Source organism: Pseudochrobactrum asaccharolyticum (genome assembly GCF_003314995.1).
Taxonomy (GTDB): domain Bacteria; phylum Pseudomonadota; class Alphaproteobacteria; order Rhizobiales; family Rhizobiaceae; genus Pseudochrobactrum; species Pseudochrobactrum asaccharolyticum.
This window is the reverse complement of the sequence record NZ_QNRH01000001.1, coordinates 83,418-99,363: the sequence shown is the minus strand read 5'-3', so window position 1 is coordinate 99,363 and position 15,946 is coordinate 83,418. Positions and strand designations below refer to the sequence as shown.

Below are 15,946 nucleotides of genomic sequence, written 5' to 3'. Positions count from 1 at the left end.
TTTGCTACGCCCGCTTCAGTCATATAACTAATCAGAATTTGTGTACTTCAGTACAACGTCAGAATTTTGGTGCTTTCGCACCGGCAGCGCGGCAAGCAGCGACCAGTGTATTCGCCATCAGCATGGCAATAGTCATAGGACCTACACCACCCGGAACCGGCGTGATCGCGCCCGCCACTTTTGCGGCTTCTTCATAATCCACATCGCCGACCAGTCGGGTTTTACCCTCGCCTTTTTCCGGCGCATCAATGCGGTTGATACCCACATCAATCACTGTCGCGCCCGGTTTGATCCAGTCGCCTTTCACCATCTGCGGACGACCAACAGCTGCCACCAGAATGTCAGCAGTACGCGCCAAAGCAGGCAAATCTTTAGTACGGCTATGAGCAACAGTGACTGTCGCATTGGCTGCAAGCAACAGATTGGCCATCGGCTTGCCGACAATATTGGAGCGACCGATTACAACAGCATTCAGACCGGACAGATCGCGGCTAAGCTGACGCTCAATCATAATCATGCTGCCAGCCGGTGTGCATGGCACAAAAGCGCTGTCCACAGCACCGGTGCCAAGCTTGCCCACATTGATATAATGGAAACCGTCCACATCTTTGTCCGGTGCGATTGTCTGAATAACGCGGCCTTCGTCGATATGTTTCGGTAGCGGCAACTGCACCAGAATACCGTGAATGGCAGGATCATTATTGAGGCCATCGATAACAGCCAGCAAATCCGCTTCGGATGTATCTTCAGTTAATGTATGCTGAACGGAGTGAAAGCCGCATTCACGGGCTTTACGACCTTTGGAAGCGACATAAACCTGACTGGCCGGATCTTCCCCGACAATAACCACGGCAATCCCTGGCTGTACGCCGGTGGCGGATACCAGTTCACCGGTTGCGGTTTTAACCGCTGCCACCACATCTTCCGCCAGTAATTTACCGTCGATTACTTTTGCGCCGCTCGCTTCAGTCGTCATCTCACAACTCCGTCAGACCAAAAAATAATGCAAGCGCTGAGACCTGAGATTACAAGCCGTGCTTACATCCTGCCTTCGCATAATCTGCCTGAGGGATGATGACAATCAAAAAACGGTTCCGCTATCTGAATAACGGCATCAACGTGACGAATTTTCGTTTTGTCTGGCATTGGCCAGTTTTTCATGTTCGCTCAATGCCTGCCGGATTTCGGCCAGTGCATGGGAAAGATCAGGCGCCTGCGGAATGGACTGATCTTCTGCAGCGTTACTGAGCGAACCCTTGCGCATTGCAGCATAGGTTTTTGAAACAGTCTGACGGGCTTCAGCAATCACCACATCCTCTGTTACAAGTGCCGCTGCAGCTGTTTCCACCTGTGTATCCTGTATGGCCGCAGGCTGAGGGGCTGTAACCGGACGACGGACAGGCAGTCGCTGTTCAACAGTTTGCTCGATAACGGGGGCAACAACCTGTGATGGCTTTTCTTCAGTATTCTTTGCAGGTTTCAAACGCCCTGCAACGCGCTGCCAGATTTTTTTAAACATTGAAGAAGGAGCAGCTTCCTCTGCGCGCTCTGCAACTGGTGCTTTAACGGCCATTGCCGGAGCCTGTGCATGGCTGCGCACAGGCTGCACACCAGTACGCCCCATAGCTGCACGTGCACGATAAGCACGGGAACGCTGCGCATTGAGGCCAAAATCCTGAGGGGTATAGGCCAATAGCGGTAATGTGCCGGAAAATTTATTATCACGATCCATAATGCCGCCCCGTTTTAAAATTTATTTCACATAGTAATTCATAATAAGCCGCAGACAAATTGTGAAAAATTCGCAATTTCAAACAAAGACTCGTTTGAAATTGACCAATCGGTATTTTCCGACTGATCATTCATTCTTCAAAACTGTTCGCAGATAAGCAATACGCCAGAAGCAACGCATTTTACGATGTAAATCACGTAGACCCGTTACGCTTTTGCAGCGCGGTAAGACCGGTGCAAATCACTCTGCCCTATGGTTAACAAAACCTTAACGTCTCTGGCAACCACTCAGAGAAATAAATTTCATATTTTTATGATCTTTAGCGGCGCAAGCGTCTCACACCCCTCACTTCAGCGGGCAATGACCTGCGATGAATATTATTACTGGGAAGCTATTCCCCTTCCCCCGCAGAATGGTCTATCTATCAATTAAATCATCAAAATATTTGGCATATGCAAATGTGTGATCAAGCGGGAGAGGCAAGGATGACGAATAAGAACACTGTTTTGGTCGGCTGCGGAAATATGGGCTATGCGATGCTGCAAGGCTGGCTCGCCAGCGGAAAATTGCAGCCTTCCGATGTGACTGTAATTGAACCGGCAGATAGTTTACGTGAACGCGCCGGAAAACTCGGTGTTAAAGCCGTCAAAAACAGTGCCGAGATTTTAGACACACCGCGTCTCGTGATCATTGCCGTCAAACCGCAGGTTATTCAGAATATTTTGCCTGACTATAAGCCCTATGCCGCCTCCGCAACTTTTCTGAGCGTTGCCGCAGGAACACCTGTTGCATTGTTTGAGCAGATTTTAGGCAGCCAGAGTGCCGTCATTCGCTGCATGCCGAATACACCAGCCGCCATCGGCAAAGGCATGATGGTCACATTTGCCAATAGCAATGTGCAGCCGGATATGGTGCAGTTTACTGAAGAACTGCTGGCGACCAGCGGTCAGGTTGCACAGGTCAACGATGAAAGCCTGATGGATGCCGTTACCGCGGTTTCAGGCTCAGGCCCTGCTTATATTTTTCACTTTATCGAATGTCTGACGCAGGCAGGTATCACTGCCGGACTGCCGCAGGATATTGCCGGTATGCTAGCCATGCAGACCGTCTATGGAGCCGGTGCGCTGGCAGCAACCAGCACAGATACGCCGTCACAACTGCGCATCAATGTCACCAGCCCGAACGGCACCACAGCTGCCGCACTTGATGTTCTGATGGGTGATAGCCGGTTGCAAAATCTGTTGACAGAAGCGGTTGAAGCCGCCCGCCAACGCTCTGTGGAACTTGGCAAGAGCTGAAACAGATTACCGCTGCAATAAAGAGGGAGAGGATGAACACCCCCTCCCTTTTCTTATCTTGAAAAATATTTCTTTTTCTACTGCCCTATCCGAAAGTACAATAAAATCGGGATTTACCCGCACTGATTTTTGGTTAATCTTATACCGTCAGCTCTATTTTTATGGCTGTACCAACGAATTACAGCGGTTCCAGTTAATACTGAATCGTTGGAACCGCTGTAACTTTTTATTTTTACGCATTATCCGACGCAAAACCGCTTCGCACTTTTGCTGGAAATGCTATGAAATACCGCCAAACACATTGGCAAAATTATCCGGCATTATAGAACTGTCACATATTCAGGCGATACTTGCCTCACCACAGTTCTCACAATTCCTGCCCTCTACAGGCAGGCATACACGGAAATACAAATAATATTAAAAGATTACTGCGAGCTCTATGCAAGGATTTGATCGCAGTAAGCAGCCCGAAAAAGGAGACAGGAATGTCAAGTTTGCTGCCACCGCTCCACAACGGACATGCTTCAATTTATTTACTGAACGGCTTCCTTGAAGCTGTTCACGCCTATGAAGACTGGGACATGACCGATCAGGAACCGCAAGTTGCGGTTTACGGGAAAACCGTACGTATCAGCGTGATTTTTCGCCGGTTAACACAATGTTCCGACAAACTTCCGGAGCATGTGCTGGAATCTCTGAAAGCCGCGATACCGCATATTATGCAACATCAGCCGATTGATTTTCCGGCGACCTATGCGGATGCCTCAGGCCTGCTGCGTCAGGCACTAAGCAATTATGTGCGGCGTCCGGTTACCGCAACAATTTACAATTAACACGGAACTCACAATCCAGCACCGGAGGCGGACAGATCAGCAGATTTGTCCGCCTCTGCTCTATCTTTTGGGATTGTCAGCATTTCATGATTGTTCTGTCAGCTTCGCACCTAAATATTATAAACAATCAATTTTTGCCTCGAAATGTTTAACAGTTTCCAGCATGACCTTTCAGCTGCTATAGAAGACGCTTATATCCGATCACGGGACTGTGATCGGCCTGCATTCAGCCAGTAAAACGAACCGTTCCGGCCAAAGGTTATTCATGGAAAACCCGCAGATTAAAGCCTTCATCGTTCATCTTGAACGCGCGACCGAACGCCGTGCGCAAGTAACTGAACTGATGGCACAACTCCCGATACCGGCTGAGATCATTATTGCAGTTGATTCAAAACAACTGAGCGATGAGCAGGTTTCACAGGTCTATCAGCCACGTCTGCACAAACCTTATTATCCGTTTCGTCTGAGCCGCAATGAAGTTGCCTGCTTCCTGTCGCATCGTAAAACATGGCAGGCCATCATTGATCAAAATCTGGATGCCGCACTCGTGCTGGAAGATGATGTGGCTCTGACGCCGGACTTCCCCGCAGCTTTTGCGGCGGCAGTCTCCGTTACCGCTCAAGGAGGTCTGGTTCGCCTGCCATTTCGTTCAGATCGGGAGACAGGAGCGGTTATTACCGGTACGAATACGTCGATAAAAGTCATCCATCCAGTTCCTGTAGGGCTAGGCATGGTAGCTCAAATTATTAGTCGCAGTGCTGCAAAAATCTTACTTGAATTAACAGAGAAATTTGACCGACCGGTTGATACTTTTGCCCAAATGAATTGGGTGACAAAATTGCAGCCGCTCTCTGTTGTTCCCGGAGGAGTACAGGAAATATCATCAAATCTGGGTGGCAGCACCTTGAAACAACCACGCTCTCTGGCGCATAAACTACACAGAGAACTGATGCGGCCGATTTACCGGCGCAGTGTCAAAATTTATTCCCGTAAATCCGGACGAAACTGATGAAACCTTCTGCCATTCCGATCCTGCTTTATCATTCGATTGATGTGCCGCCTGCGTCTGACAAGCCGTTCCGCAGTCTGCATGTGCATCCGGATCGGTTTCGCAGTCAGATGCGCTGGCTGAAAAGACTGGGTTATCAGGGATTATCGATGCGTGATGCCCAGCCTTATCTCGAAGGCAAGAAGCAGGGCAAGGTTGCGGTCATTACCTTCGACGACGGTTTTCTCAACGTCTATCAGCATGCCATGCCGGCACTGAAAGAGTTCGGCTTTACTGCGACCAATTATTTTGTGGCCAATCAGATCGCTGGCCGCAATGAATGGGATATCCCGAAAGGCGCGATTGAAATTCCATGCATGAATGCCGAGCAATTGCGTGACTGGGCAGCACAAGGGCATGAAGTCGGTGCGCATACGCTTGACCACATCTATTTGCCGGGTGCTGATTTAGCCGAAGCAGAGCGCCAGATTGCAGGCTCCAAGAAAGTTCTGGAAGATATTCTGGGCAGTGAAGTGACCAATTTCTGCTACCCTTACGGCGGTGAAACGCAGGCTATCCGTGATATCACCCGCAAGGCCGGTTATACCTATGCAACGACCACAAAACGCGGCCATGCCAGAGCAACGGACGATCCTTTTGGCCTGCCACGCCGCTATATCCGCCGGACTGATGGTGGCTTGCTCTTCCTGAAGAGACTCATCAGCCTTTGACAAAACACATCGTCCGACAGGCGGAACAGAGAATTATTTTATCATATTGCTGGCAGTCGAAGATTTTATTGCTATACATGTGCCGTCTTGTGCCCGATCACGGCACGCTTATCTGAAGCCGGATATATGTTTTGACTGTATTGCCTTCTGCCAGCACCGACCAATTGCATGACCACGCCCCGCAAAAATCCGTTATCATCATAGGCGGGGGCTTTTCCGGTGCTACACTGGCCTATCATCTGGCCGCAATCACTGATCCGGCACAGCTTAAAATCATCATCATTGAACCCCGTCAACATCTCGGTGCGGGGCTGGCCTATTCCACTGAAGAAGAAGCGTTTCGCCTGAATGTACTCTCCGACCGGATGAGCATTTTCTATGATGACAAGCCGCATTTTGCCCGCTGGATGGAAGAAACACACAGTCTGAGCAACGATCCGGAAGCGACAACGGCGAATGGACAGATTTATGCACGCCGCAGCCTGTTTGGCAGCTATATGGCGGATCAGATCGCGCCTTTGCTTGCCAGCGGACAAGTACAGCACCTGATTGCGAGCGCCACCGGCGCCAGCCGCAACAATGACGGCACTTACACAGTCAGTATGAATAACGGCACGACACTTGAGGCCGATTATCTGGTGATCGCCGCCTCGCATCCCCTGCCCGCGCTGCCTGCGCCTTTGCGCGCACTTGTCCCATCAGGACAAAGCCACATAGCGGGACTGATCGCCAATCCTTATCAAGGCGGCGCCCTCAAACAGCTGCTTGAAGAAACCGGAACGAATAGTTCTGTGCTGATTATCGGTGCAGGTCTAACCTCCGCAGACATGGTTGCCGGACTGTCCCAGCATGGCCACAGCGGCAAGATTACGGTTCTGTCCCGTCACGGCCTGCGCTCACGTCCTAATCTGCGGCTAAAAGCGGGAGAACCGAAGCCACCGCGTCTGTTTGGGGACTTCATCAACCCGCCGGAAATATCCGCAACACAATTACTGCATAAAATCCGCAAGACAATTCATGAAGCAGCACTGCAATCCATACCGTGGCAATCGGTTATTGATGCCCTGCGTGATCAGGGCAGTGAAATCTGGCATGCTTTGCCGTTAAGCGAGCGCCAGCGTATTGTCCGGCATCTGCGCACCTATTGGGATGCCCATCGCTTCCGCCTTGCGACCCAGACAGACGATGTTCTTGAGCAGCGCAGTCAGGCCGACATGCTCAATTATCTCAGCGCCCATGTAACCGGTGCCCGCTATGCTGAGAATAGCAAAGGTTTTGTGATTACTTACCGTCCCCGTGGCAGCGATGAAACAATCGAGCAGCTTTTCGATGCGATCATCATCACCACAGGCCCTGCACATGGCGACATTATCGGCCAGTGTCCGCCATTAGCGATGCTGCATCAGGATGGCCTGATTGAAATGGACCCGACTGGTCTCGGTCTGCATACCAGCCGCAGTGAAGAAGTATCTGAAACCATGCGTGCCATCAGCAAGGATGGCACAATCACCGATAATCTGTTTATTGCAGGCCCTCTGGCACGCGGTACTTTCGGCGAGCTAATGGGTGCACCTGAGGTCGCACGCTATACGCAGGCACTAGCAGTGGTCATCCGACAGGCAGCGCAATAATAGCCACCTGTCAGAGGGAGGGATTTATTCTGCAGCCTCATAGATCAGCTGACGCTTGTTGAAAACAGCTTCTGCGCCTTCCAAAATCAGGTGCAGTTTCCGGTTCCACCATTCTTTAGGCGGATCGGTCATCATGCGGCTCATGATCAGGATCGGCCGCGCGGTATCCGGATTACGGGCAGCCTCAGCCTCCCAGGACTTCACAACCTTCTCAATGCTATTATCACCGATACGCGCAGGTTTATAAGCCCTGCGCCAGCCGGTGAAGCAATCCATCGTCATATCAAAGATACTGTCGAGCACCACCACGGCCTCTTCAGCGGAGAAACCATATTCTACAAAACGATTGGCAATTTCACCAAAAGCACGGATGCCCGACGGCGGTGAAACCTCAAGCTCGCGCATGGCATCCGCCAGTCCCGGATAGCGGTCAAACAGCTCCCAGGAAGAATTCGCAACATTCTGGGCAAACTCATGCCAATTGGCAGGATTACCGCGCCAGTCCAGCTCTGCGATCGCCAGATCAGCTGCGGCCAAAAGCAGATCTTTACGACCTTTGACATAACGATAGAGCGAAGAATGATCAACACCAAGCGCCTGCCCGACCGCAATCATCGTCACATCATCCAGCCCGATTTTTAGTGTAATACGAGCAATTTCCTCAAGAGAAATTCGCGCCGGCCGGCCGATACGGGCGCCCACTGTGATACATTTTTTTGCCGTCAGATCTTTTTTCATGTCTGCCCCAACCCGTATTGCGCCTGCATTTTTACTGCAAAATAAAACAATCTGTTGCAAAGTCTTCTAGCGCTCTATTTCTTCGTTTGCAACAACCTGTAACTAACTCCATGCCTCTGATTTTTCTTATCAACCGGATTTTTTGTATCAAAGGCTTCATCACCGGCTGAATTGACTGAAATCAATGCCATGAAACCGGCCTAGGGCTATTTATCGCACATCATGTTATAGACGGAGCGCGTCTAAAGGATTAGGTAACTGTGAAGAAAAGGATGATGCCTCATGGACTATAGCCGGGTTTTTGAGGCGGCCATTGACCGCCTTCACAATGAAAATCGTTACCGTGTGTTTGCTGATCTGGAGCGTATTGTTGGTCGCTTCCCGCAGGCTCTTTGGCGCCATAACGGCCAGACCAAAGAGGTCACCGTATGGTGCTCCAACGATTATCTCGGCATGGGTCATCATCCGGACGTCCTGAAAGCCATGACGGATGCCGCTACCCGCCAAGGTACCGGTGCAGGTGGCACCCGCAACATCTCTGGCAACAACCACCCTCTGGTTGAGCTGGAACATGAGCTTGCTGACCTTCATGGCAAAGAAGCCGGTCTGGTTTTTACATCCGGTTTCGTGTCCAATGATGCTTCGATTTCCACCATTGCCAAATTGCTGCCGGATTGCCTGATCCTCTCGGATGAGCTTAATCACGCCTCCATGATCGCCGGCATTCGTCACTCAGGTGCAGATAAGCAGATTTTCCGCCATAATGACGTACGTCATCTGGAAGAACTGCTGAAAGCCGCAGGTAAAGACCGCGCTAAACTGATAGTCTTTGAATCCATCTATTCTATGGATGGCGATGTGGCACCACTGAAAGAGATCGTCGAGCTGGCAGAAAAATACAATGCCATGACCTATCTGGATGAAGTCCATGCGGTTGGTATGTATGGCGCACGCGGCGGCGGCATCTCCGAGCGCGAGGGCCTGAGCCATCGCATTGATATTATCGAAGGCACACTGGCTAAATCTTTTGGCACGCTTGGCGGCTATATAACCGGCTCGAAAGTGGTAGTAGACGCTGTGCGCTCTTATGCGCCGGGCTTCATCTTCACATCCGCGCTGCCACCGGCAATTGCCAATGCTACTGTTGCAGCAATCCGTCACCTTAAATCATCAGATCTTGAGCGCGACCTGCAACAGAAAAACGTACATATGACCAAAGACCTCCTGAAACGCGCAGGTCTGCCGGTTATGGCGACAGAAACACATATTATTCCACTTTTTGTTGGTAATTCAGATCTTTGCAAAAAAGCGTCTGACCGCCTGATGGAAGTGCATGGTATTTATATCCAGCCGATCAACTTCCCGACAGTACCACGCGGCACAGAACGACTGCGCGTTACAGCGACACCTGCCCATGGGGAAGACCTCATTATTCATCTGAAAGATGCACTGCTGGAAGTCTGGCAGACGCTGGACATTCCCTATGCAACAGATTTCACAGGTCAGCCGCTGAAACAGACCGCCTGATCAGGTTTGGATTGAAATTTTGACAGCCGCTTAAGTTTCCGCTTGAGCGGCTGTTTGTTTTTCATCCATCCGCCGCAAAGACTTAGCGAGAAACGGCACAACAAGGGCAATCAGCATAAACCGCACCACATGATGCGAGGCCACATAGGCCGGATCAACGCCCAGTGAAAAGGCAATAACCGTCAGAGCCTCCAATGCTCCCGGCGCAAAGGCCAATGCAATCTGCGCAGGATGCAGGCCGGTCACCAGCCATGCCAGTGCACACACCGCTCCGGCACTTGCAGCCCCCACCAGAAACGCCATCAGAGCAACCGGCAATAATTCAACAATAATTCCGCGATGCTGCTTATTTACTCGCGAGCCGATCAGCACGCCGAGAATAACCATACCGAAATCGGCCAATTCCGGCGGCACCCGCACAGTAACAAAGCCCGTTACATAAACCAGCGCACTGGCGAGCAATGCGCCCAGCATCATACCACCGGGTAAACGGCTGTAATGTCCAAGCAAAGCACCGGCAGCGCCCGCCATAAACAACCATAGCCATTCCTGCGGGTCAGCTGCGGCCAGTTCAGTCAGATCAACATGCGGTGCGGACTGCCCCAAAACATTGAGCACAGGAGCCAGCAAACCAATCAGCAGTAACAGGCGTACGGTCTGGATCATACTGATGCGGATCAGATCAGCGCGGGTCTCACTTGCCGCTGCCATCACAAAAGACAACGCACCCGGCAATGAGGAGAAAAATGCGGTTTGCGCATCCCAGCGGAATACGTAGCGTAACAGCATAAAAGTAAAGCCCGTGACCGAGACCAGCATCACAAACAGCAGCATGAAACTCAGCGGCCACTCACCAATTTGGTTCAGTGTCTCAGGGCGCACACCGGAACCCGCCTGCACGCCCAGCATGATGAACACCAGATTGCGCAGCCAAACCGGCAAATAAATATGTACGCCACTCAAGGACGCGATCATCACAGTGCACATGGAGCCAAGCAAAAACGGGATTGGCAACCCGATGAACCATGCAACTCCGGCTCCGCCACCTGCGATTAAAAATGTCAGAAACAGCGCAATGATATTCTTCAGCAAAAGCGGGCGAGGCATGTGATTATTCTTATTCTGAAAGAGCCATATAAAACGGATATACAAACATCCGTTGCCGCATTTTAGCCACAAAGCAAGCAGTGTAAAGCGCCTCACTTTTTCTTTACCGCAAAACACGCCACCAAAAATAAAGCCCGGCATCATCGCTGATACCGGGCCTATTATACTTCATCGCAAATATCAGGCTTTTTTCGCCAGAAGATCGCGGATTTCTGTCAGCAGAACCTGATCAGCAGGAATTTCTGCCTCAGCAACCGGTGCAGCTTCTTCCTTCTTCTTCATTTTGTTCATGCCTTTAACGACAAGGAACAGAACCCATGCGATGATCATGAAGTTGATCAGCAAGGTCACGAAGTTACCATAAGCGATTGTCGCACCGGCTTCACGCGCAGCAGCAAGAGTACCCTTTGGCTCACCGGCCAGCTGGATAAACATGTTCGAGAAATCGATACCACCGGTGACCAAACCGATAATTGGCATGATGATATCATTCACAATGGAATTCACCAGACCACCAAATGCACCACCGATGATAACACCGATAGCCAGATCAACCATGTTCCCCTTCAGGGCGAACTCGCGAAACTCTTTTAACATAGACTGTCCTTTTCGATACGGGGGCTTCTTCTAATATATTATGAATACTAGAAATAAAGAATATTGTTATCTTTTAAAGATAATAATGCTGCTATTCCCTTGAATATCGTTAATTCTTGCCTATAGGCATCAAGAATACAGCCTCTGCGTCTCAAAAAGACAAAGATTTGCAACCCTATACAGTATCTGTAAGCATGCTATGTCTGTAACGCTGTAATAAACAGATCAGAAAGGGGAAAGAATGCACGGTTGGATCATTATCGGCATAGCATTTCTTTATCTGATTCTTTTATTTGCGGTCGCAAGCATAGGTGATCGCAAAGCATCTCGCAGGATGGCTAAGCCCCGACCTTATATCTATGCTTTCAGCCTTGCAGTCTATTGTACTTCCTGGACATTTTTCGGCTCTGTCGGGCTGGCCGCTGATCGCGGGCTTGAATTCTTAGGTATTTATATAGGCCCGATACTGGTCTTTACATTCGGCAATAAATTTTTACGTCATGTAGTGCGGCTGGCAAAAGCAGAGCGCATTACATCTATCGCTGACTTTCTCGCAGCCCGCTATGGAAAAAGCACCAGCGTTGCCACCATCGGCACCTGTATTGCTGTGGTAGGCTCCATGCCCTATATAGCGCTACAGCTCAAAGCGGTTTCCGGTAGCGTCGGCATGGTACTGGCTGAATATCAGGCTTCCTATGACCCGATTGTCTATGTCTTCGGTGATATTTCCCTGTTTGTAACAGCACTGCTTGCAATCTTTGCTATTCTCTTTGGCACCAGACATACCGATGCTACAGAGCATCAGGACGGCCTGATCCTTGCTGTAGCATTGGAATCTGCAATCAAGATTACAGCATTTCTGATTGTCGGCATTGCCACTACCTTCTTTCTGTTCGGCTCGCCGTTAGAATTATCGCAGCAGCTCCAGCAAAAAAATATTGATTTAGGCAGTATGCTCTCGCAAACCAGTGTCAGCACATGGCTGGTACATACCTTATTGAGTGCTGCCGCAATATTGATGCTGCCCCGTCAGTTTCATGTCACAGTGGTTGAAAACCGCAGCGAAAAAGAATTGCGTACTGCACGCTGGCTGTTTCCGGTCTACCTGATCCTGATCAATCTGTTTGTACTGCCGATTGCATTGCAGGGACTGATTAATCTCGACGCTTCAACCAATGCCGATCTCTATGTGCTGGCTTTGCCACTCGCTGCAGGTTCACATATTCTGACTCTGCTGGCATTTGTCGGCGGGCTTTCTGCAGCCACAGCAATGGTTATTGTGGCCTGTGTTGCCCTGTCGATTATGATCTCCAACCATCTGCTGCTGCCATTGCTGATCCGCTATGTTTACCGGCGTAACAAATATCAGCAGCGGGATCTGACACGGCTCATTCTCTATACCCGTCGCGCCACTATCGTGATTATTCTGGCGGTAACTTTCAGCTATTACCGCGCCAGCTCCAGCACTTTTGGTTTGGCATCGATTGGTCTCGTTTCTTTTGCTGCTATTGCTCAATTTGCACCACCACTGATCGGCGGGCTGGTCTGGCGTAATGCCAATGCCCGCGGCGCAGTCTTAGGCATGGTCTGCGGCTTCGCAGTCTGGGGCTATACATTATTATTGCCAACACTCGCTAATCCGGATGCACCGATTTTACAAAATGGCCTATGGGGGCTATCTTATTTGCGTCCGCAAGCGCTGTTCGGCACTGAGGCTCTGCCGCTTACCCATGGTGCATTGTGGAGTCTTGCAATTAATACGCTGTTCTTTGTGATCGGCTCGCTCTCGCGCCAATCCACACCGCTGGAGCGGATTCAGGCCAGCACTTTCATGCCGCGCAATCTGAAAACCGTACCGGTTTTGCGCCGTTTCCGTACCAGCGTTACAGTCGGCGAGATTAAAAACACCATCGCCCGCTATCTGGGCGAAGACCGCGTTGCTCTCGCCTTCAGCCGCTATGATCATGGCGGCGACCTGCCACTCGATGATAAAGCCGTTGCTGACGTCCCATTGATCCGCTTTGCCGAGCAGATATTAGGGAGTGCCATCGGCTCCTCCTCTGCGCGACTGGTGCTGTCATTGCTGCTGCAACGCAAAGATAATACCGCACCTGATACGCTACGCCTGCTGGACGATGCTTCAGAAGCTCTGCAACACAACCGTGATCTGTTGCAAACTGCGCTGGATCAGATGGAACAGGGCATAACGGTTCTCGATAAGGATTTTCGCCTGACATGCTGGAACCGACGTTTCCGACACCTGCTGCAATTGCCTGAAGGTCTGGCACAGGTCGGAAAACCGATTTCAGAAGTACTTGACCGGCTGCTGCATCACGGAGAAATCCACGAAAGCGACGCCAATATGTTGATGCGCACCTTAGAGCGCGCCCATGAGCCAAGTCGCATTTTATTACGCTCCACTGGCCGTATTATCGAGATTGCCGCCAATCCGATGCCCGATGGCGGAATTGTTGCCAGTTATACCGACATCACCGCCTCGGTTGAAGCGGATAACGCTATGAAACGCCTCAATGAATCGCTGGAACAGCGCGTGGCCGATCGCACCACCGAATTGCTGGACGTCAATAAACAGCTCATACAGGCACAAAAACTGGCAGAAGAAGCCAATTTCGGCAAAACCCGCTTTCTGGCAGCAGCGGGGCATGACATTCTGCAACCACTCAATGCCGCACGTCTCTACAGCACAGCCCTCAGCGAAAGATTGCAAGAAACCGAAGCGCAACTGGCTCGCAATATTGATTCCTCACTGGAAGCAGTCGAGGGTATTCTCAGTGCGCTTTTGGATATTTCCCGTCTTGATACCGGCGCACTCAAGCCGGAGCTGTCATTGTTCAGGCTGGACAGGCTGCTTCAGCAAGTGGTCACCGACTTTACCCCGCTTGCAACCAGTAAAGACCTGCAATTACGGGTTGTTCCCTGTTCGCTCAGCGTTTTCAGCGACCGCAATCTGTTACGCCGCCTTTTGCAGAACCTGATCTCAAACTCGATCAAATATAGTCGCTCCGGTAAAATTCTGATTGGTGTGCGTCGTCGCGGCGATAATCTTGAAATTAAAGTTGCGGATACCGGCATCGGCATCGCCCCCGACAAGCAACAATTGGTTTTCCGTGAATTCTACCGGCTTGATGAAGGCATTTCTCAGGCTGACGGGCTCGGGCTTGGTCTCTCTATCGTCGACCGTATTGTTCGCGTCCTCAATTTGTCGATTCATTTACGCTCGGAACATGGCAAAGGCACTTGCTTCAGCGTTATCATTCCAAAGTCACAGGAACCGGCAACGGAAACTGCAAATGATCAGCTGCCTGCCAGACGCAGGAGTAATGCGCTGCAAGGTATGCGCGTGCTGTGTATCGATAATGACCCGCTGATCCTTGATGGCATGCACACGCTGCTCGGTGGCTGGGGTTGTGATATGACGCTGATCCGTGACGGTGCGCAACTGAAAGACTGGTGCCAGCAGGTCGCCCGCAAACAAACCACAGTGCGGATCTTGCCGGATATCATCCTCGCGGATTATCACCTCAATCGTGAGAATGGTCTGGATATGATCGGCTATATCCGTGAAACGCTGGGACACAGCATCCCTGCGGTACTGGTGACCGCAGACCGTTCCAAGGAAGTCAAATTACAGGCGAAAGAAGAGAATGTTCACGTACTGAACAAGCCGCTGAAACCCGCAGCTTTGCGGGCTCTGCTGGCACATTATCATTTGCGCTAAAACTATTCTGAAGCACATTGCGAAAACCGTTTTACAATTTTCGGAATGTGCTCAACGCGCTAGTCGAGCAGTGTGAAACCGGGACCGAGTTTGGACAGCAAAATCACCGCCTGTGTGCGACTGTCCACGCCCAGCTTTTGCAAAACTGCGGAAACATGCGCTTTAACTGTGGCTTCAGAGATTTTCAACTCATAGGCCAGTTGCTTGTTTAATAGCCCCTGCCCGAGCATGGAAAGCACACGGGTCTGCTGCGGGGTTAATGCGCGGATACGGGCAATCAGATCAGCAATTTCCGCATCATTTTCCGCACCAAGTTCCATATCACCGGAGACCCACTCCCCGCCATCCAGTACGGTGCGCACGGCCTCGCCGATTTCTTCCAGACTTGCCGATTTTGAAACAAAGCCGGAGGCACCAAGATCCATCGCACGACGGATTGTTGCCACATCATCCGTGGCGGAGACAATCATCACAGGTAACTGCGGATATTGTGCTTTAAGATTAATCAGACCGGACAGACCGCTCACACCGGGCATGGTCAGATCAAGAAACAGCAGATCAACATCCTGCGCTTCTTCCGCAACCAATTCCAATTGTTGATAGTTTTCTGCTTCGGTCACACTCTCCGGCCGAAAGCTATCCTGCAATATCTGACGCAAAGCGCCGCGAAATAAAGGATGGTCATCTGCAATGATAAAATTCAAATTCATAAATTTCTTACCCCTTGCCTGCCCCCTCAGCAGCGTCCACGCAACTATTCTCCCGAACGCACCTTATCTCTATATACAACCAAAGATAAAGTTAGAAATTACATGAATTCATCATGCTTTACACACGAAATGACATTTCATTGTTCTTATCGCAACTTGAAACCATCTCAATGCCTTTTAGTTTTGTACGCGCTGTATCGCGCATCGAAAAATAAAATAGGGATAAGTAAATTACGATAAATTTGTCTTTCTCGCAGACCCTGTTAATTTTCACAGTCTATATTGTCTGAGAAATAAAGATTTTACCGTCTGTTT

The 15,946-nt window shown here is 50.5% G+C and carries 13 protein-coding genes; 7 read left to right on the top strand and 6 right to left on the bottom strand.

Annotated features, from left to right (window positions below):
* Window positions 1-58: 58 nt before the first annotated feature.
* Together folD and DFR47_RS00440 are read right to left on the bottom strand one after the other, a co-directional pair.
* On the bottom strand, window positions 59-976 hold the full coding sequence (gene folD, locus DFR47_RS00445; RefSeq protein ID WP_113942467.1) for a bifunctional methylenetetrahydrofolate dehydrogenase/methenyltetrahydrofolate cyclohydrolase FolD: 918 nt from the start codon (window positions 974-976) through the stop codon (window positions 59-61).
* 138 nt (window positions 977-1,114) lie between these two features.
* Window positions 1,115-1,732, bottom strand: coding sequence for a hypothetical protein (locus DFR47_RS00440; RefSeq protein WP_113942466.1), 618 nt, complete (start codon window positions 1,730-1,732; stop codon window positions 1,115-1,117).
* Window positions 1,733-2,217: 485 nt separating this feature from the next.
* On the opposite strand from DFR47_RS00440, the gene proC reads away from it, so the two are divergent.
* The 5 genes from proC to DFR47_RS00415 all read left to right on the top strand — a co-directional run bounded on the left by proC (window position 2,218) and on the right by DFR47_RS00415 (window position 7,213).
* Complete coding sequence (gene proC / locus DFR47_RS00435; RefSeq protein WP_113942465.1) at window positions 2,218-3,030, top strand: pyrroline-5-carboxylate reductase; 813 nt, start codon at window positions 2,218-2,220, stop codon at window positions 3,028-3,030.
* 485 nt (window positions 3,031-3,515) lie between these two features.
* Window positions 3,516-3,863, top strand: a complete 348-nt coding sequence (locus tag DFR47_RS00430) for a BRA0787 family protein (protein WP_113942464.1) — start codon at window positions 3,516-3,518, stop codon at window positions 3,861-3,863.
* A gap of 265 nt (window positions 3,864-4,128) precedes the next feature.
* Entirely contained in the window at window positions 4,129-4,872 is a 744-nt protein-coding gene (locus DFR47_RS00425; protein WP_113942463.1) for a glycosyltransferase family 25 protein, read from the top strand.
* A complete protein-coding gene (locus DFR47_RS00420; RefSeq protein ID WP_113942462.1) occupies window positions 4,872-5,582 on the top strand; it encodes a polysaccharide deacetylase family protein in 711 nt (236 codons plus the stop codon). Before DFR47_RS00425 ends, DFR47_RS00420 begins: the two co-directional genes overlap by 1 nt.
* A 131-nt stretch (window positions 5,583-5,713) precedes the next feature.
* Window positions 5,714-7,213, top strand: a complete 1,500-nt coding sequence (locus DFR47_RS00415; RefSeq protein ID WP_170137410.1) for an FAD/NAD(P)-binding protein — start codon at window positions 5,714-5,716, stop codon at window positions 7,211-7,213.
* A gap of 24 nt (window positions 7,214-7,237) precedes the next feature.
* On the opposite strand, the gene DFR47_RS00410 is transcribed toward DFR47_RS00415, so the two are convergent.
* On the bottom strand, window positions 7,238-7,951 hold the full coding sequence (locus DFR47_RS00410) for a TetR/AcrR family transcriptional regulator (protein WP_113942460.1): 714 nt from the start codon (window positions 7,949-7,951) through the stop codon (window positions 7,238-7,240).
* 282 nt (window positions 7,952-8,233) lie between these two features.
* Here DFR47_RS00410 and hemA point away from each other — a divergent pair, with 282 nt between their 5' ends.
* Complete coding sequence (hemA, locus tag DFR47_RS00405; RefSeq protein ID WP_113942459.1) at window positions 8,234-9,478, top strand: 5-aminolevulinate synthase; 1,245 nt, start codon at window positions 8,234-8,236, stop codon at window positions 9,476-9,478.
* Window positions 9,479-9,508: 30 nt separating this feature from the next.
* Here the strand turns inward: hemA and DFR47_RS00400 are convergent, their stop codons facing one another.
* Both DFR47_RS00400 and mscL read right to left on the bottom strand, forming a co-directional pair.
* Window positions 9,509-10,585: an AbrB family transcriptional regulator gene (locus DFR47_RS00400; protein ID WP_170137409.1), complete on the bottom strand. Its 1,077-nt coding sequence runs from the start codon at window positions 10,583-10,585 to the stop codon at window positions 9,509-9,511.
* 180 nt (window positions 10,586-10,765) lie between these two features.
* Window positions 10,766-11,182, bottom strand: coding sequence for a large conductance mechanosensitive channel protein MscL (gene mscL, locus DFR47_RS00395; protein WP_113942457.1), 417 nt, complete (start codon window positions 11,180-11,182; stop codon window positions 10,766-10,768).
* 241 nt (window positions 11,183-11,423) lie between these two features.
* On the opposite strand from mscL, the gene DFR47_RS00390 reads away from it, so the two are divergent.
* The gene (locus DFR47_RS00390; protein WP_113942456.1) at window positions 11,424-14,921 is read left to right on the top strand and encodes a hybrid sensor histidine kinase/response regulator; all 3,498 of its coding nucleotides are present in this window, start codon (window positions 11,424-11,426) and stop codon (window positions 14,919-14,921) included.
* Between the two features lie 59 nt (window positions 14,922-14,980).
* Here DFR47_RS00390 and DFR47_RS00385 read toward each other — a convergent pair whose 3' ends face one another.
* Window positions 14,981-15,631 (bottom strand): response regulator, encoded by a 651-nt coding sequence (locus tag DFR47_RS00385; RefSeq protein WP_113942455.1) that lies wholly within the window; start codon window positions 15,629-15,631, stop codon window positions 14,981-14,983.
* Window positions 15,632-15,946 lie beyond the last annotated feature (315 nt).